We start from the raw sequence: 16,103 nt of genomic DNA, 5'->3' as shown, positions 1-16,103 counted from the left end.
GGCCGCCGGCGGGTGCTCAGGCCTCCTGCAGCGCCCGCCGGATCGTGGCCGCCACGTACTCGGGGTCGCGCCGGTCGTGCAGCACGATCACGGCGGTGCTCCCGCCGTTGGGCGTGCCCGGGGCCGGCTCGGGGGCGGTGAACAGCGCCACCACCTGGGCCATGGCGGCGTCGAGCTCGGCGGCCGGCTCGGTGGTGTCGCGCCGCAGCCACCGCCGCAGCACGTGGTTGTGGGCGGAGACGACGGCGGCGGCCATCAGCTCGGCCCGCAGCGCCGCGCCGGGGTCGGGCCCCATCCACTCGGCGATGAACTCCCGGAACAGCCGCTGGTACCGCGCGACGCTGGCGATCTCCCGGTCGCGCAGCGTCGAGATGCGGCTGGTGAGCGCGTAGCGCCGGCGGGCCCGGTCGTCCTCCTCGACGTACCGCAGCAGCACCAGCCGCACGGCCTCGGTCACGGCCACGATCGCGGTGTCGGCGCTCGACGTGGCGAGGCGGTCCTTGACGGCCGCGAGGAGCCGGTCGTGATCCGGGAAGATCACGTCCTCCTTCGACCGGTAGTGGCGGAAGAGGGTGGTCCGCCCGACGCCCGCCCGGTCGGCGATGTCGTCGGCCGTCGTCTGCTCGTAGCCGCGCTCGTCGAACAGCTCGAGGGCGGCATCGACAAGACGGTCTCGTACGGGAATCCCGGTCACGGTCCCATCCTCGCGCATCGGTCTGAGCTGTTGCTTTCCGGTTCCGGTATCGGGTACCGTCGCAATGGTACTCAGTACCACCTGGCTCGGGGAGGGCTCATGGTCCTGACGTTTCCACCCAGCACCGCGCCCGCCGGGCTCGCCGCCGACCCGGTGCTGCGCTCCACGGACCTGTTCCGCAGCATCGACCCGGGCGCGGCCGCGGCGCTCGCCGCCGAGTTCGAGCCGGTGCGCGCCGAGCGCGGCACGGTGCTGTTCACCGAGGGTGACCCCGGCGACCGGCTCTACATCGTGCTGAGCGGCAAGGTGAAGCTCAGCCGCCGCTCCCGCGACGGCCGCGAGGGGCTCATGGCGCTGCTCGGCCCCACCGACCACTTCGGCGACTTCGAGCTGCTCGACGGCGGCCCGCGGGTCGCCGCCGCCACCGTCGTGTCCGACGCCCGGCTCGCCGTGCTGCCCAAGCCGGTCCTGGACCGGTGGGTCGCCCTGCACCCGCACGTGGCGGAGCAGCTGCTGCGGGTGATCGCGCGCGGCATCCGCGGCCACCGCGCCGCCGTCGACGACCGGCTCTTCAGCGACGTGCCCGGCCGGGTCGCCAGCCGGCTCATCCAGCTCGCGCAGCGCTTCGGCGTCGCCGAGGGCGGCGCCACCCGGGTCGTGCACGACCTCACCCAGTCGGAGCTGGCGCAGTTCGTCGGCGCCTCCCGCGAGTCGGTGAACAAGGTCCTCGCCGACTACGCCGGCCGGGGCTGGCTGCGCCTGGAGCACAAGTGCGTGGTCATCCTCGACAACGCGCCCCTCGCGCGGCGCGCGCAGCACGGCCGGCGCCGCTGAGCCCTACTGTGGTCCGGTGGACCTGGAGTTCAGCGGCGAGGTGTGGTTCTGGCGCGGCCCGTCACCCTTCCACTTCGTGACCGTGCCCGCCGACGAGTGCGCGGCGCTGCGGGCCGCCGCGGCGCTGGTCACCTACGGCTGGGGCATGATCCCGGTCGCGGCGCGCATCGGCGGCACCCGGTGGACGACGTCGCTGTTCCCCAAGGACGGCGGCTACGTCGTGCCGCTCAAGGACCGGGTGCGCCGGGCCGAGGAGATCGACCTCGGCGACACCGTCACGATCCGGCTGACCGTCGCGGTCTGAGCGTTCACAGCGGCCAGGTGCGCAGCGCCTGGCCGAGCCAGGGCACCACGAGCAGCACCGTGGGCAGCACGAGGATCGCGGCGGCGAGGGCGTAGACGGCCGCGCTGAGCCGCCCGTCGGTGCCCGGCGCGTCCGGCGCCAGCCGGTCCAGCCGCCACCGGCGCTCCCGCTCGGTGTCCCGGCCGTCGCCGTCGAGCTCCAGGTCGCCGGCCGGGGCGCCGACGGGGCCGCCGAGCGCCCGCAGCGCCTCCCGCAGCGGCTCGGTGCCGTGCCGCCGGCGGGCCGCGTCGTCGGCCAGGGCCTCCAGCAGCAGGTGCACGGCGTCGAGCGGGGCGCGGCTGCGCAGCGGGGCCGGCACCGCCCGGTAGAAGGCGGTGAAGGACTCCATCACCACGTCGTGGCGGGCCCGCAGGTGCGCCCGCTCGTGCGCGAGCACCGCGGTCACCTGCGGCGGGTCCAGCACCCGCAGCGTGCCCTGGCTCAGCACGATGCGCGGCGAGCGGCCCGGCACGCAGTACGCGAACGGCAGCCCGCCGTCGAGGACTCGCAGCGCGCCGGCGGGCACCTCGGCGTCGAAGGACGCGTGCTCCTCGGCCCGGTCGAGCAGGTCGGCGATGAGGCGGTGCCGGGCCCGGCGGACCCTGGACCGGTACGCCACCAGGCCGACCGACACCAGCAGCCGCACGACGATGACGCCGGCCACCGCCAGGGCCGCGACGAGCGCCGCCACGGCCAGGGTCTGGTCGGCGCCGCGCGCCCGCACCAGCTCCTCGGGGCCGGCGAGCACGACGCCGAGGGCGCACAGCACCGCGGCCAGGGTGACCGACTGCCACAGCGCGACGGTGGCCCCCGGCGCCCGGGCCGTCCAGCGCGCCCGTGCGAGGGGGCCGGGCACGACCAGCGACAGGGTGAGGCCGAGCGCCCCTAGCAGGAGCGCGGTCACCGGCCCTCGGCGGCCTTCAGCGCGGCGGCGAGCGCGGCGGCGCCGGCCGGGCCGACCCGGCCGACGAAGTGGGCCAGGGCGGCGTCGCGGGCCGCGCCGTCCGGGGCGGCGCTGAGCGCGTCGAGCATGAGCGCCGCGGTCATCTCCTCGCGGGTCTGGGCCGCCGCGTACCGGTAGGCGCGGTCCGCCTTCTGCTGGGTGACCACGCCCTTCTTGGCGAGGCGGTCCAGCACGGTCATCACGGTGGTGTAGGCCAGGCCCCGGTCCGGGTCGAGCCGCTCGTGCACCTGCCGGACCGTCAGCGGCTCGCCGGCGTCCCACAGGCGCGCCATCACCTCGCGCTCAAGATCTCCCAGTCCGGCCATGCCCCAAGTGTAATCCGGATTACGGCGCACGTCGTACTACAGGTCGTAGTATCTACTACGAAGTGTCGTAGAGGGGGAGTCGCATGGGACTCGACGTGCTCGACCTGACCCGGCTGCAGTTCGCCGTCGTCACGATCTACCACTACCTGTTCGTGCCGCTGTCGATCAGCCTGTCCGCGGCCACCGCCGGGCTGCAGATCGCCTGGCTGCGCACCGGCCAGGACCGGTACCGGCAGCTGACGCTGCTCGTGGGCAAGCTGCTCATCGTCACCTTCGCCGTCGGCGTGGTCACCGGCCTGGTCCAGGAGTTCCAGTTCGGCCTGGCCTGGAGCGGCTTCGCCCGCTTCTACGGCGACGTGTTCGGCCCCACCCTCGCCATCGAGGGCATGCTCGCGTTCTTCCTCGAGGCGACGTTCCTGGCGCTGTGGTACTTCGGCTGGGACCGGCTGTCCCGCCGGGTCCACCTCACAACCATCGTCGTGGTCGCGGTCGGCACGCTGCTGTCGGCGTTCATCATCCTGGCCGCGAACTCGTTCATGCAGCACCCGGTCGCCTACGAGCTGGACCCGGTCACCGGCCGCGCCCACCTCACCAGCTTCCGCGAGCTGCTGCTCAACGAGGTCAACCTCGCCGCGTTTCCGCACACCATGGCCGGCGCCGTGATGGTCGGCGGCGCGCTGCTGCTCGCCGTCGGCGTGTGGCGCGCCTGGCCGCGCCGGGGCCCCGCGGACGGTGACGCCGCCGCCTTCGGCACCCTCGCCAGGGTCGGCGCCTGGATGACCGTGGCCGGCGGCGCCCTCACCGCCGTCACCGGCGACCACCTCGGCAAGGTCATCACCCAGGTGCAGCCGATGAAGATGGCCGCCGCCGAGGCCCTGTACTCCACCACGACCGGCGCGCCGTTCTCCGTCTTCGCGGTCGGCGGCCCCGACGGCGGCGAGCCGTTCCTCAGCATCGAGATCCCGCACCTGCTGTCGATCCTCGCCTACGGCGACCCGAACGCGACCGTCGCCGGCATCGACGACCTGCAGGCGCAGTACAGCGCCGCGTACGGTGCCGGCAGCTACATCCCGATGGTCCCGGTGGCGTTCTGGACGTTCCGCGCGATGATCGGCGCCGGCATGCTCGCCATGCTGTTCGCCGCCGTCTACCTGTGGCGCACCCGCCGCGGCCGGCGCCCCGACGGGTGGATCGTGCGGGCCGCGCCGCTGCTGCCGCTGCTGCCGGCCGCCGCGAACAGCCTCGGCTGGATCTTCACCGAGACCGCCCGGCAGCCGTGGATCGCGTTCGGCCTGTCGAAGGTCGCCGACGGCATCTCCCCGGGCCTCACCAGCGGCGAGGTCCTGGCGTCCCTGCTCGGCTTCGCGGCCGTCTACGGCATCCTCGCCGTCGTCTGGCTGCGCCTGGTGCGCCACCTCGCGCGCCGCCCGCTCGACCGCCCCCGCCAGGCCGATGAAGCCGCCGCCGAACCGGCCCTGAGCTACTGAGGAGCCCGACATGGATCTCGTCGTCATCTGGTACGCCCTCGTCGTGCTCTGCTGGGTGCTGTTCTTCGTCCTGGAGGGCTTCGACTTCGGCGTCGGCCTGCTCAGCCCAATGCTCGGCCGGGACGAGCACGAACGCGCCGCCGCGGTGCGCACCATCGGCCCGTTCTGGGACGGCAACGAGGTGTGGCTCGTCGCCGCGATCGGCGTCACCTTCGCCGCCTTCCCCGGCTGGTACGCGGCCCTGCTGTCCGGTCTGTACCTGCCGATGGTGGCGATCCTGCTGCTGCTCGCCGGGCGCGGCGTGGCCCTGGAGTTCCGCGGCAAGCACGACGACCCGCGCTGGCGCCGCCGCTGCGACGCGGCCCTCGCCGCCTGCTCCGCCGGGGTCGTGCTGCTGTGGGGCGCCGTGCTGACCGTCTTCGTGCGCGGCCTCGCCCTCGGCGCGGGCGGCGAGGTCACCGGCGGTGGGCTCGGCCGCACCCTCGCGCCGGTGCTCACCCCGGCCGCCGCCCTGGGCGCGCTGCTCGCCCTGACCGCCGCGGTGCTGCTCGGCGCGACGTTCCTGGCGCTGCGCACCACCGGCCCGGTGCGCCGCCGGGCCGCGCTGCTGGCCCGCCGGGTCTCCCTGGCCGCCGCGGCCGCCGCGCTCCTCGCCGCCGGCGGCGCGGCCCTCGCCGGGGCGACCGGCACCGCCGCCGTCGCCTCCGTCGCCGCGCTGTTCCTCGCCGGGCTGGCCGTGCTGACCCGCCGGCCGGGCACGCGGTGGGAGGCGGCGGCGTTCGCGCTGACCGCCGCCGCCGTCGCCGGGGCCGTCGTGGCCGCCCTCACCGCCAACGGCGACGTCGTGCTGCCCAGCACCGTGTCGGGCGCGTTCTCGCTCACCATGCGCGACGCCGCCGCGACCGGCTCCGCGCTGCGGCTGCTCAGCCTCGCCGGCGTCGTGGTGCTGCCCGGGGTGCTGGTGTACCAGGCGTGGTCGTACCGCGTGTTCCGCAACCGGGTCGCCAGCGAACGGGTCGCCTCGTGAGCGGGCCGGAGCGCAGCGGAGGAGCCGCGAGCCATGGGCTCAGTGTTGGCTCGCGGCGGCGCCGGAGCGTAGCGGAGGTGGCGTCGTGAGCGGGCCGGAGCGTAGCGGAGGTGGCGTCGTGAGCGCGCGGGGACCGGTGGACCCGCGGTTGTTGCGGCACGCGCGGACCAGCCGCGCCGGGATCGCCGTGCTCGCCGCGATCGGCGCCGCCCAGGCCGCCGCGACGGTGGTGCTCGCGGTGATCCTCACCGGGATCGTCGGCACCCTGGCCGGCCCGGGCCCCCGCACCGTCGGTGCCTGGCCGCTGGCCGCGCTCGCCGCGGTGTACGCCGCCCGGGCCGCGCTCACCTGGGCCGAGCAGGTGGCCGGGCAGCGCACCGCCGCCAGGGTCACCGACGAGCTGCGCCGCTCGGTGCTGCACGCCGCGCTGCGCCGCGGACCCGCCTGGGTCGCCGGGTACGGCACCGGCCGGCTCGTCGCCGTCCTCGGCGGCGGCCTCGACGCGCTGCGGCCGTGGTTCAGCGGATACCTGCCGTCGCTCGTCCTCGGGGTGGCGCTGCCGCCGCTCGTGGTGGCCACCATGCTCGTCGTCGACCCGGCCTCGGCCGTCATCGTGCTGGTCACGCTGCCGCTCGTGCCGCTGCTCGGCGCCCTCATCGGCTGGGCCACCCAGCGGCGCGCCCAGGACCGCTGGCAGGCCGGCGCGCGCCTGGCCGGACATTTCCTCGACGCCGTGCGCGGCATCGCGACGCTGCGCCTGTACGGCCGCGCCGAGCGCCAGATCGCCGCGGTGCGCCGGATGACCGACGGGCACCGGGCCGCGACCGTGCGGGTGCTGCGGGTCGCGTTCCTCTCCTCGACCGCGCTCGACCTGGTCGGCACGCTGTCCGTCGGCCTCGTCGCCGTCGAGGCGGGGCTGCGGGTCGCCGCCGGCCGGCTCGACCTCGCCCCGGCGCTGCTGGTCATCCTGCTGGCCCCGGAGGCGTACCGCCCGCTGCGCGAGGTCGCGGCCCGCTTCCACGCCAGCGCCGACGCGGGCGCCGTCATCGCCGACGTCGACGAGATCCTCGCCCCGGCCGGCGCCGGCGCTCCGGCGCCGGGTGCGGCCGTGGGCGTCGTGGCGGCCGGGCTGCGGGTGCGGCACCCCGGCGCCGCCGTCGACGCGCTGTCCCTGCCGTCGCTCAGCGTCCACGGTGGAGAGCTCGTCGCGCTGCGCGGGCCGTCCGGGGCGGGCAAGACCACCACGCTGCGGGTCCTGGCCGGGCTGCAGCCGGTGCTCGCCGGCACGTTCGAGGCCGGCGGCCGCCCCCTGTACCTGCCGCAGGAGCCGACGCTGCCGCACGCGCGGACCGTGGCCGGGGCGCTCACCCTCGACGGTGAGGACCGCCCGGGCGACGGCGAGCTGCTCGCCGCGCTGCGGACCGTCGGGCTCGACGCGGAGGTCCTCGCCATGCCGGACGGGCTGCGGAGCCCGCTCGGCGAACGCGGCCAGGGCCTCTCGTCCGGGCAGCGGCAGCGGCTCGCCCTGGCCCGGCTGCTGCGGCAGGCCGCCGCCGGCCCGGCGGTCGTGCTGCTGGACGAGCCGACCGCGCACCTGGACGCGGCCGCCGAACGCCTCGTCATCGCCGAGCTGCGGGCCCGCACCGTCCTGCTCACCCCGCCGCCGGTCGCCGACCGCACCGTCCTGCTCACCCCGCCGCCGGTCGCCGACCGCACCGTCCTGCTCACCCCGCCGGTCGCCGACCGCACCGCCTTCGTCACCCCGCAGCCCGCCGCCACCGCCGGCCCGCCGGCGCCGGCCCCCATGTCCGCGTCCGAGCCCGACCCCACGCCGGCGGGCGGCGGGCCGGGCTGGGCGCGGGCCGCCGGGCGGCGGCCGGTCACGGCGGTCGTGCTCGGCGCGGCGTCGTGGCTGGCCGGCATCACCCTCACCGGCGCCGCGACGTGGCTGATCGTCCGCGCCGCCGCGCTGCCGCCGGTGCTGACCCTGTCCGCGGCCGTCGTGCTCGTGCGCGGCAGCGCCGTCGCCCGGCCGTTGCTGCGGTACCTCGAACGGCTCGTCTCGCACGAGGTCGCGTTCGCCCGGCTCGCGGCGTGGCGGGCCGAGGTGTACGCCCACCTGGTGCCGCGGGTGCCCGGCCCGGCCCTGCACCGCCGTGGCGACCTGCTCACCAGGGTCGTCGACGACGTGGACGGCCGGGTCGACGGGGTGCTGCGGGGGAGGCTGCCCGCGTACGCCGCGTGGGGCGCCACCGCCGTCGCCGTCGCCGTCGCCGCGGCCTGTGCCGTCTCGCCGCCGGTCGCCGCCGCCCTCGCCGCGGGCGCCGCCGTCGCCGGCGGGGTCGCGCCGTGGCTGGCCGCCCGCCACGCGGACCGGACCGACGCCGCCACCGGCCGGGCCCGCGCCCAGCTGCGCGACGCCGTCGTCGAGACCGTCGACGGCGTCGAGGACCTCGCGGTGCGCGACACCACGGCCGCGCTCGCCGTGCCGGACCGGCGCAGCCGCGCCCTGTCCCGCCTGGAGTCCGGCGCCGCGACCACGGCGGGCGCCGCGGCGGCCCTGGCCCAGCTCGGCTGCGGCGTGGCCGTCGCCGGCACCGCACTCGCCGTCGCCGGCGGCCGGCACCCGGCCGAGACCGCCGGGATCCTGCTGCTCGGCGCGGTCGCTCTCGCCGAGCCCCTGCTGGCCCTGCCCGCCGCCGCCGTCGCCCGGCGCGCCGCGGCCGGGGCCCGCCGCCGCCTCGCCGCGATCGCCGCGCAGCCGTGCCCGGCCGCGCCGTCGAGGGCGGCGGCGGTGGGCGGTACGGCAGCCGCATCCACAGTGGACGGAGCGGTCACGGTGTCGGTCGAAGGGCTGCGCGCGGGCTGGGACCCGCGGCGGCCGGCGGCCCTCGACGGCCTCGAGCTGGAGCTGCCACCGGGGCGGCGGGTCGCGGTGCTCGGCGCGTCCGGCAGCGGCAAGTCGACCCTCGCGGCCGTGCTGGTGCGGATGCTGGACCCGCGCGACGGCCGGGTCATGCTCGGCGGCACCGACCTGCGGGACCTGCCCGACCCTGTGCTGCGCCGCACGGTCGGCCTCGTCGGTGACGCCGCGGACCACGTGTTCGCGACCACCGTCCGGCAGAACCTGGCCCTGGCCCGGCCCGAGGCCACCGACGCCGACCTGCGCGCCGCGCTCGCCCGCGCCCACCTCGGTCCGTGGCTGGCCGCCCTGCCCGACGGCCTGGACACCTGGCTCGGCGAGGGCGGCACCACCATCTCCGGCGGGCAGCGCCGCCGCCTCGCGATGGCCCGCGCGCTGCTCGCCGACCCGGCGCTGCTGATCCTCGACGAGCCGACCGAGGGCCTCGACGAGCAGGAGGCGGCCGCGCTCATGACCGACCTGCTCACCGCCGCGAGCGGCCGCGCGGTGCTGCTGCTCACCCACCGCCGCGACGGCCTCGGGCACGTCGACGCCGTCTACGACCTCGCCGGCGGCCGCCTCGCACCCGCCGCCGTCCCGGCCTGACAACCGCCCGGAACCGTGCCGCCGCCGGGGCGGCGGCTTTTCGGTCGACTACAGCTGACGAGCGGGCTGCGGGGCGGGCTGTGGAGCCGGTCGGCGCACGCCGCGGACCAGCAGGTGGCCGATCATCCACAGCTCGCCGGCGGTGGCCGGCACCACCAGCACGTCCGCGGCGGCGGCCAGCCCTGGCGCGAGGTACCCGACGAACGTGTCGAGCACGTACCCGACGCCGCCGCCCACCAGGATCCAGCCGAGCGCGCGCGGCATCCACCCCGAGCGCAGCACGCACCAGCCCATCGGGATCAGCCACAGGCCGAAGAAGATCCCGCCGGCGCTCCAGAGGCCGCCGCTCACCACGTACAGCAGCTGCACGAGCGACGCCGCGTCGCCGAACGGGTCGCGGGCCAGCTGTGCCGCCGCCCCGAGCAGCGCCGCGCTGCCCAGGATCAGCGCCGCGTTGACGAGGCCGAACGCGGCGATGCCGGCCGCGGCCGCCTCGTGCGCGGTGCGGAACAGCCGGTGGAACCAGACCGCGGCAGGGCCTGGGTGAGCACGACGAGCAGCTCCAGGGCCACGCCGGCGCGGGCGAGGGGCTGGTGCGCCACCAGGTTGGCCAGGGTCGCGGCCGGGTCGCCGTCGACGAACAGCCGCGAGCGCACGAGCAGGAACCCGAGCCCGCCGGTGCCGGCGAGGCCGAGATAGAGCAGGCCGGTGACGCGGGCGGTGCGGATCAGCGGATCCATGACGGCATCCTTCGCTGGTAGCGGCAACCTTACCGCGTAAGGTAACCATACGTTGTAAGGTGGTGACAAGGGTCGAGAGGAGCACCGGGTGGCACGCAGGGCGGACCGGCCGCCGCTCAGTCGCGAGCGGGTCCTCGCGGCGGCCGTCGCGCTGGCCGACGGGCACGGCATCCAGGCGCTGACGATGCGCCGGCTCGCCGTCGACCTCGGCGTCGAGGCGATGTCGCTGTACTACCACCTGCCCGACAAGGAGACCCTGCTCGACGGCGTCGCCGAGACCGTCGTCGGGGAGATCGCCGCCGCGGTCGCCCCGGTGACCGGCGGGACCTGGCGGGAGGTGCTGCGCCGGCAGTTCCTCACCGCGCGCGAGGTCATGCTGCGCCACCCGTGGGCGCCGGGCCTGCTCGGCACCCGCCGCACCGTCCCGGCCGGCGTGTTCGCGTACTACGACGGGATCCTCGGCACCCTCGTCGGCGGCGGGTTCACCTACCACCTCGCCCACCGGGCGCTGCACGCGTTCGGCAGCATGCCGCTGGGCTTCGCGCAGGAGGTGTTCAGCCCCGCCACGGCCGGCGGCAGCATGGACGTCGAGGCGACGGCGGCGGAGCTCGCCGCGATGGCGCGGACCATGCCGCACCTGACCGCGATGGTGGCCGCCGAGGTCCACGCCGCCGGCGACCCGGCCCTGGGCTGGTGCGACAGCCAGGTCGAGTTCGAGTTCACCCTCGACCTGCTCCTGGACGGGCTGGACCGGCTGCGCTCCTGAGCCGCCGCGGCTGGGTATGGTGGCGGGGTGGAGTATCGCGCGCTCGGCCGGTCCGGTCTCATGGTCTCCGTGCTCACGATGGGCACGATGACGTTCGGCGGGAAGGGCGGCTTCGCCGCCGTGGGCGCCACCGACGTGGCCGAGGCCCGCCGCCAGGTCGACCAGTGCCTCGACGCCGGGGTCAACCTCATCGACACCGCCGACGTCTACTCGACCGGCGAGTCGGAGCGCATCGTCGGCGAGGTGCTCAAGGGCCGCCGCGACGACGTGCTCGTCGCCACGAAGGTCCGCATGCCGATGGGGCCCGGCCCCAACGACGCCGGGCTGTCCCGCCAGCACGTCATCGCCGGCTGCGAGGCGAGCCTGCGCCGGCTCGGCACCGACCACATCGACCTCTACCAGCTGCACGAGTGGGATGGCGTCACCCCGCTGCAGGAGACGTTCGAGGCGCTCGACCTGCTGGTGCGCGCCGGCAAGGTCCGCTACGTCGGGCTGTCCAACTACGCCGGGTGGCAGCTGATGAAGGCGGTCGGCACCGCCGTGCTGCACGGCCTGCCGCGCCCCGTCAGCCAGCAGATCTACTACTCCCTGCAGGCCCGCGACGCGGAGTACGAGCTGATCCCCGCCGCCGTCGACCAGCACCTCGGCGTGCTGGTGTGGAGCCCGCTCGCCGGCGGGCTGCTGTCGGGCAAGTACCGGCGCGGCCAGCAGGCCCCGGCGGGGTCCCGGCACCTCTCCGACTGGGACGAGCCGCCGGTGTACGACCAGGACAAGCTCTACGACACCGTCGAGCTGCTCGTCGAGATCGGCGCCGGCCACGGCGTGTCGGCCGCGCAGGTCGCCCTGGCCTACATCCTGGGCCGGCCCGCGGTGACGTCACTGGTCATCGGCGCCCGCACCGGCGACCAACTCGCCGACAACCTCGCCGCCGCCGACCTCGTCCTCAGCGACGAGGAGCGCCGCCGCCTCGACGAGGTCAGCGCCGTCAACCTGCTGTACCCGTACTGGCACCAGGCGAAGACCGCGCGGGACCGGCTCTCCCCGGCGGACCTGACCCTGCTCGGCCCGCACCTGTGACCTCGGCGTTGCCGCGTTCCTCCGCACCCGGGCCGCCGGGCTTGCCGTGGCGTGCGGTCCTGGACACGCTGTCGGGCTCGCCGGGCCGGGCCGGGCCCGTCCCGCTCGCGGCGAGGACGGCCGGGCCGCCGTCCACGACCTGGTCGGCGAGACCGCCGTCGCGCACCTGACCCCTGAGCGGCGCGGGCGCCTGCACGGGCCCTGGAGCTCGCGGAGGCGTCCCGGGGCTGGCCGGCATCACCGGGAGCCGGGCGACGCCGCGACTGCTGCCTGCTGCCTGCTGCCTGCTGATGCGAACGCGCCGCGTCTGCGCCACCGACGAGGGTCGCGCTGCCCGGCGCCCGGCTCGCATCGCGTCCCGCGCGGAGTGGTCCGCGGCGCGCTGTTGCAACCGCGGGCTGACGCGGGCGCGGTGTGCACGGCGCGCATGCCGCCGCCGGGGCGACCTGCGCGTGGCGGTCGCCGCCTACCCGCCGGGCCCGCGGACGCGGCCGAGGCGCCACACGTGGCCCGGCACGCCCGGGCAGGGCGGCGGGACCAGCGGTGGCGCACCGGGCCCGCAGGCGGCGCCGTAGGCGTAGGGGCGGCTCGCCGGCGCCGAGGGCGCGCTCCGGGACTTCGCGGCGGCCGGGACGGATCTGACGCTGTTCGCACCGTGGCGGCGGCCGCTCGCGGGGCGATGCTCGCCGTGGTCAAGGGCCGCCGCACCGGTGCGGCGGCGGCGACCAGCCCGGCGCTCGGGACGGCGAGGCGCGGCTCGTCGCGGTGGAGTTGGCCGCCGTCCCCTCGACGAAGTCCTGCCCCGCCTCGCCGGCGAAGCGCTCGCCGCGGCCCGCACCGGCGGGCATGCGGTCGTCGTCGGCCGGCCTCGCCGAACTGACGGCGCGCTGACCACCCGCGGTGCCGGCGGGCCGGCTACCCGCGGCGCCGGGTTCGCCGATCGCCCGCGGTGCTGGGTTCGCCGATCGCCCGCGGTGCTGGGTTCGCCGATTCCCGCGGTGCTGGGTTCGCCGATCGCCCGCGGTGCTGGGTTCGCCGATCGCCCGCGGCGCCGGGTTCGCCGATCGCCCGCGGCGCCGGGTTCGCCGATCGCCCGCGGTGCTGGGTTCGCTGATTCCCGCGGTGCTGGGTCCGCTTACCGCCCGCGGCGCGGAATCCGGGGACCGCCCGACGTGCCGGTGCGCCGGCCATCCCTGGCGCCGGGCCGTTGACCAGCCGTCCGGCCCGGGCCTGTTGACCGTCGCGCCGGAGGGCTGACCGCTCGCCGTGGGGGTCAGGCGACCGCGACCGCGTCGATCTCCAGGAGCCAGGCTTCCTCGTAGATGCCGGTGATGGTGATCGTCAGGGCGGGCCGGCGCGCCCGGGACCTCCTGCCGGATGGTGCTGTTGAGCGCGCGGTGCTCCCGGGACGACAGGTACGTGGTCACCTTGACCAGGTGCTCGACGCCCATGCCGGCCTCGGCCAGCACGGCCGGGACGTGCCGCCGGACCAGCCGGCACGCTCGGTGCCTTCAGGCCGCGCTCCACTTCGGAGATCATGCTGCGGCTGACGCCGCTGGCGGCGGCCAGGTCCTCGACGCTCAGCCCGCGCCCGGTCCGCAGCTGGCGCAGCTGCGCGGCGAGGCTCGCCAGGACGGTCCCCACGCCAGCCGCAACAGCGGAAACCCTCCGCCATCGCGGCTGGCGTGATGCCGGGGCGTCAGCAGATGTAGTAGCCGTCGCGCGCGGCGGCCTGCTCGTTGAAGGCCGCGAACTGCTCGACCCACGCGGTCACCTGGTCGACGCCGGGGTGCTCGTCGTAGAACGACAGCAGCTCGGCGGCGACCTTCGCCTCGGCGGCGGCGCGCAGCCGCCCGGCGACGAACGCCGCCTCGGCCGCGGTGACGTGGCCTTCGTTGTACTGGAAGCGCCGGGCCCGCAGCGTCTGCTCCCCGGGCTCCAGCCCGGGCGTGCGCAGCGCCTGCTCGAAGCCGTCCCCGGCGATCGCCCCGGCCTCGATCATGATCAGCCGGACGTAGTTCATCTGCTCGCCGTTGAAGGCGCACGGGGTGCTGGCATAGCCCTCGTCGGTCGGCGGGTCGAAACTGAACGCGTATCCCATGCCGGGGCACGATAGCCCGGCCGCGCCACCGCCGGTCCCTCAGACGTCGACCTCGATGTGCACGGTGCCGGTGTCCACGTCACACACCGTGACGCCACCCCCGGCCATGGTGAAGTCGACGTTGTACGGGTGCGCGGCGCCCGCGCCGTCGGTCAGCGTCACGTTGACGAAGCCGGTGCCGCCGGGCGTGTGCTGCGCCGTGACGGGCTTGACCCGCCACGGGCGCGGGTAGGCGGCGAAGCCCGCCTTCAGCTCGTCGGCGGTCGGCGGCGACGCGGGCGGCTCGGCGGCGCACCAGTGCGACGCGGCCGCGGCGTAGTCGGCGCGCTCCAGCTCCCCGAAGAGCTGCTCGACGGCGGCCTTGATGCGCTTGCCGTCGCCGTAGCCGAACGGGTCGGTGCCGGGGAAGCCGCAGCCGGTGAGGGTCAGGGCGAGGCAGGCGGCCAGGGCGAGCTTGCGCGTCATGCGGTCACCGTAGGTGCCGGCGGCCCGGGTGTGGGTCGGGCCGCCGACACCCGCCGTGCGTCGAGGATCACGCCGTCGCGGCACCGACACCGCGCCGACGGTGCGCCGCCGGTGCGCCGCCGGGAGGCGGGCAGCGCACCAGCGGCGCACCGGCCGCGGTCAGCGGACCGGCACGTCCACATAGGACCCACCGGCGACGGTGACCGTGCCGCCCGGCGCGTTGGCGTCGTAGTACAGCGGGTCGACCGTGTCCACCACCAGGGTCAGCGAGTGCCCGGCGGGCACGTCGTACGCGGTCGCCGACAGTGCGACGTCGACGCTGCGGCTGCCGCCGGCGGTGCCGAGCCACGTCACCGGGGCGTGCGTGACGAGCTTGGCGTTGCCGAGGCTGTCCAGGTCGTACAGGTACGCGACCACGGTGCCCTGCGCGGCGGTGCCGGTCAGGTTCAGGTGCACCTTCGGCACGCCCCGGATGCGCAGCGGCGTCGAGGGCCGCTCGGCGGCCCACACCCCGGCGCGCAGCCGGTCCACGGTCGGCAGCCAGATCTGCGGCAGGACGCCGGTGAGCGCGGCGGCGCCGTTGGTGAGCAGCACGACCCCGCCGTCGGCGGTGGTGTTCAGCTCCGTCGGCAGGGTCTTGCTCCAGCCCCCGCCCGGGGCGCCGCCGAGCAGGCCGGTCCCGTCCCACCAGCGGATCTCGCCCAGGCCGTACCGGCGGACACTCGAACTGAGCGAGGACCACGCGGGATACGTCTCGGTGGCGGCGTTGTGCGGCTGCACGAGCACCCCGGGCTCGCCGGCGATGCCGGTGTCGATCCCGGCCAGGTACTGGTCGAACCAGCGGTACGCGCTGCTCCACACCGCGTTGGGCAGGCCGATGACGCCGGTCAGCTCGGCGATGGCGTGGTCGCCGGGGCGCAGCTCGAGGCGCTTCGGGCCGGCCAGGCGGCCGTAGAAGTCGACGAGCTGGTTGGGCGGGAAGATCGAGTCGCCCCACGAGTTGGCGATGAGGACCGCCGGGCGGTTGGCGTTGATCGCGTCGAGGTAGGTCGCCGCGGAGCGGGCACCGGCCCACGCCATGACCTGCGCGATGTCGCGGTTGGCGGTGAAGTCGGCGAGCTTGCCGGACAGGTCCGGGCCGGCGTTGCCCAGCAGCGCGGCGGCGAGCTGCAGCAGCCCGGCCGACTGCTGGTGGCGGGTCTGGTCGCCGTACAGCGAGTACACCAGGTCGGTCCACCCGCTCATCATGACCACGGCCCGGATGCGCGGGTCGAAGGCCGAGCCGAGCAGGCTGATGCCGGCGCCGTACGAGATGCCGGCCGCGCCGATGCGCGACGGGTCGGCGGCGGTGTTGGCGATCGTCCAGTCGATGACCTTCGACAGGTCCGCCATGTCCTTCGGCCCGGCGGTGTCGATCTCGCCGCCGGAGGACCACCAGCCGCGCGGGGTGTAGGAGACCACCACGTAGCCGCGCCCGGCGAGGGTCTTCGCCTGCGCGATGTACTCGAGGTCGTTGAGTCCCCAGCTGGAGGGGAAGACGATCGCCGGGTACCGGCCGGCGGCCGACGGGGCGATCACGTTGGCCTTGAGGACCACGCCGCCGGAGCCGGTGACGTCGACGAACCGGAACCCCGTCGTCGGCACCGCGGCGGTCGCGGCCTGCGCGGTGACCGGGACGGCGGCGGCCGGGGCGGCGGCGGCCGCGGACGGGTCCGCCGCGGTGAGCGCGGCGGCGGCGAGCACGGACAGCAGGCAGACGGGCAGGGGTGTTCGGCGCTTCGCCATGCGCGCT

17 protein-coding genes are annotated in these 16,103 nt (G+C 76.3%); 7 read left to right on the top strand and 10 right to left on the bottom strand.

Features of this window, described 5'->3' with window-relative positions; all coding sequences use genetic code 11:
- Positions 1 to 16 precede the first annotated feature (16 nt).
- A complete protein-coding gene (locus OP18_RS37280; RefSeq protein WP_033363860.1) occupies positions 17 to 694 on the bottom strand; it encodes a TetR/AcrR family transcriptional regulator in 678 nt (225 codons plus the stop codon).
- A 99-nt stretch (positions 695 to 793) separates the two neighbouring features.
- Here OP18_RS37280 and OP18_RS37275 point away from each other — a divergent pair, with 99 nt between their 5' ends.
- Both OP18_RS37275 and OP18_RS37270 read left to right on the top strand, forming a co-directional pair.
- Complete coding sequence (locus tag OP18_RS37275; RefSeq protein ID WP_081971432.1) at positions 794 to 1,528, top strand: Crp/Fnr family transcriptional regulator; 735 nt, start codon at positions 794 to 796, stop codon at positions 1,526 to 1,528.
- 16 nt (positions 1,529 to 1,544) lie between these two features.
- Entirely contained in the window at positions 1,545 to 1,832 is a 288-nt protein-coding gene (locus tag OP18_RS37270) for a DUF1905 domain-containing protein (RefSeq protein ID WP_033363859.1), read from the top strand.
- Between the two features lie 4 nt (positions 1,833 to 1,836).
- Here the strand turns inward: OP18_RS37270 and OP18_RS37265 are convergent, their stop codons facing one another.
- Together OP18_RS37265 and OP18_RS37260 are read right to left on the bottom strand one after the other, a co-directional pair.
- Entirely contained in the window at positions 1,837 to 2,775 is a 939-nt protein-coding gene (locus OP18_RS37265; protein WP_033363858.1) for a M56 family metallopeptidase, read from the bottom strand.
- Positions 2,772 to 3,140: a BlaI/MecI/CopY family transcriptional regulator gene (locus OP18_RS37260; RefSeq protein ID WP_033363857.1), complete on the bottom strand. Its 369-nt coding sequence runs from the start codon at positions 3,138 to 3,140 to the stop codon at positions 2,772 to 2,774. Before OP18_RS37260 ends, OP18_RS37265 begins: the two co-directional genes overlap by 4 nt.
- 83 nt (positions 3,141 to 3,223) lie before the next feature.
- Here OP18_RS37260 and OP18_RS37255 point away from each other — a divergent pair, with 83 nt between their 5' ends.
- The 3 genes from OP18_RS37255 to cydC all read left to right on the top strand — a co-directional run bounded on the left by OP18_RS37255 (position 3,224) and on the right by cydC (position 9,162).
- Entirely contained in the window at positions 3,224 to 4,627 is a 1,404-nt protein-coding gene (locus tag OP18_RS37255) for a cytochrome ubiquinol oxidase subunit I (RefSeq protein ID WP_033363856.1), read from the top strand.
- A gap of 10 nt (positions 4,628 to 4,637) precedes the next feature.
- Complete coding sequence (gene cydB, locus OP18_RS37250) at positions 4,638 to 5,654, top strand: cytochrome d ubiquinol oxidase subunit II (RefSeq protein WP_033363855.1); 1,017 nt, start codon at positions 4,638 to 4,640, stop codon at positions 5,652 to 5,654.
- A 118-nt stretch (positions 5,655 to 5,772) separates the two neighbouring features.
- A complete protein-coding gene (gene cydC, locus OP18_RS37245; protein ID WP_033363854.1) occupies positions 5,773 to 9,162 on the top strand; it encodes a thiol reductant ABC exporter subunit CydC in 3,390 nt (1,129 codons plus the stop codon).
- Between the two features lie 48 nt (positions 9,163 to 9,210).
- On the opposite strand, the gene OP18_RS62080 is transcribed toward cydC, so the two are convergent.
- Both OP18_RS62080 and OP18_RS62075 read right to left on the bottom strand, forming a co-directional pair.
- Positions 9,211 to 9,639, bottom strand: a complete 429-nt coding sequence (locus OP18_RS62080) for a DUF4386 domain-containing protein (RefSeq protein ID WP_260710623.1) — start codon at positions 9,637 to 9,639, stop codon at positions 9,211 to 9,213.
- Complete coding sequence (locus tag OP18_RS62075; RefSeq protein ID WP_260709514.1) at positions 9,606 to 9,902, bottom strand: DUF4386 domain-containing protein; 297 nt, start codon at positions 9,900 to 9,902, stop codon at positions 9,606 to 9,608. Before OP18_RS62075 ends, OP18_RS62080 begins: the two co-directional genes overlap by 34 nt.
- Positions 9,903 to 9,990: 88 nt before the next feature.
- Here OP18_RS62075 and OP18_RS37235 point away from each other — a divergent pair, with 88 nt between their 5' ends.
- Both OP18_RS37235 and OP18_RS37230 read left to right on the top strand, forming a co-directional pair.
- A complete protein-coding gene (locus tag OP18_RS37235; protein WP_033363853.1) occupies positions 9,991 to 10,668 on the top strand; it encodes a TetR/AcrR family transcriptional regulator C-terminal domain-containing protein in 678 nt (225 codons plus the stop codon).
- A gap of 27 nt (positions 10,669 to 10,695) precedes the next feature.
- A complete protein-coding gene (locus OP18_RS37230; protein ID WP_033363852.1) occupies positions 10,696 to 11,745 on the top strand; it encodes an aldo/keto reductase in 1,050 nt (349 codons plus the stop codon).
- Between the two features lie 692 nt (positions 11,746 to 12,437).
- Here OP18_RS37230 and OP18_RS57965 read toward each other — a convergent pair.
- The 5 genes from OP18_RS57965 to OP18_RS37210 all read right to left on the bottom strand — a co-directional run bounded on the left by OP18_RS57965 (position 12,438) and on the right by OP18_RS37210 (position 16,096).
- Positions 12,438 to 12,593, bottom strand: coding sequence for a hypothetical protein (locus OP18_RS57965; protein WP_156090067.1), 156 nt, complete (start codon positions 12,591 to 12,593; stop codon positions 12,438 to 12,440).
- Positions 12,594 to 13,086: 493 nt separating this feature from the next.
- Positions 13,087 to 13,389, bottom strand: coding sequence for a helix-turn-helix domain-containing protein (locus OP18_RS61180; RefSeq protein ID WP_081971431.1), 303 nt, complete (start codon positions 13,387 to 13,389; stop codon positions 13,087 to 13,089).
- Between the two features lie 55 nt (positions 13,390 to 13,444).
- Positions 13,445 to 13,846: a hypothetical protein gene (locus tag OP18_RS37220; protein ID WP_033363850.1), complete on the bottom strand. Its 402-nt coding sequence runs from the start codon at positions 13,844 to 13,846 to the stop codon at positions 13,445 to 13,447.
- Between the two features lie 39 nt (positions 13,847 to 13,885).
- Positions 13,886 to 14,311: a hypothetical protein gene (locus OP18_RS37215; RefSeq protein ID WP_156090066.1), complete on the bottom strand. Its 426-nt coding sequence runs from the start codon at positions 14,309 to 14,311 to the stop codon at positions 13,886 to 13,888.
- A gap of 159 nt (positions 14,312 to 14,470) precedes the next feature.
- Entirely contained in the window at positions 14,471 to 16,096 is a 1,626-nt protein-coding gene (locus OP18_RS37210) for a CocE/NonD family hydrolase (protein WP_033363848.1), read from the bottom strand.
- Between the last annotated feature and the right edge of the window lie 7 nt (positions 16,097 to 16,103).

Source organism: Dactylosporangium aurantiacum, from assembly GCF_000716715.1.
Lineage (GTDB): Bacteria > Actinomycetota > Actinomycetes > Mycobacteriales > Micromonosporaceae > Dactylosporangium > Dactylosporangium aurantiacum.
The sequence above is the reverse complement of the archived record's forward strand: the minus strand, read 5'-3'. Positions and strand labels throughout refer to the sequence as shown.

What these genes read in the sequence shown, in the direction of transcription:
- OP18_RS37275 (WP_081971432.1), top strand. Translation starts at nt 794, where the DNA reads ATGGTCCTGACGTTTCCACCCAGCACCGCGCCCGCCGGGCTCGCCGCC.
- OP18_RS37260 (WP_033363857.1), bottom strand. Translation starts at nt 3,140, where the DNA reads ATGGCCGGACTGGGAGATCTTGAGCGCGAGGTGATGGCGCGCCTGTGG.
- OP18_RS37255 (WP_033363856.1), top strand. Translation starts at nt 3,224, where the DNA reads ATGGGACTCGACGTGCTCGACCTGACCCGGCTGCAGTTCGCCGTCGTC.
- cydB (WP_033363855.1), top strand. Translation starts at nt 4,638, where the DNA reads ATGGATCTCGTCGTCATCTGGTACGCCCTCGTCGTGCTCTGCTGGGTG.
- OP18_RS62075 (WP_260709514.1), bottom strand. Translation starts at nt 9,902, where the DNA reads ATGGATCCGCTGATCCGCACCGCCCGCGTCACCGGCCTGCTCTATCTC.
- OP18_RS57965 (WP_156090067.1), bottom strand. Translation starts at nt 12,593, where the DNA reads ATGCCCGCCGGTGCGGGCCGCGGCGAGCGCTTCGCCGGCGAGGCGGGG.
- OP18_RS37220 (WP_033363850.1), bottom strand. Translation starts at nt 13,846, where the DNA reads ATGGGATACGCGTTCAGTTTCGACCCGCCGACCGACGAGGGCTATGCC.
- OP18_RS37215 (WP_156090066.1), bottom strand. Translation starts at nt 14,311, where the DNA reads ATGACGCGCAAGCTCGCCCTGGCCGCCTGCCTCGCCCTGACCCTCACC.
- OP18_RS37210 (WP_033363848.1), bottom strand. Translation starts at nt 16,096, where the DNA reads ATGGCGAAGCGCCGAACACCCCTGCCCGTCTGCCTGCTGTCCGTGCTC.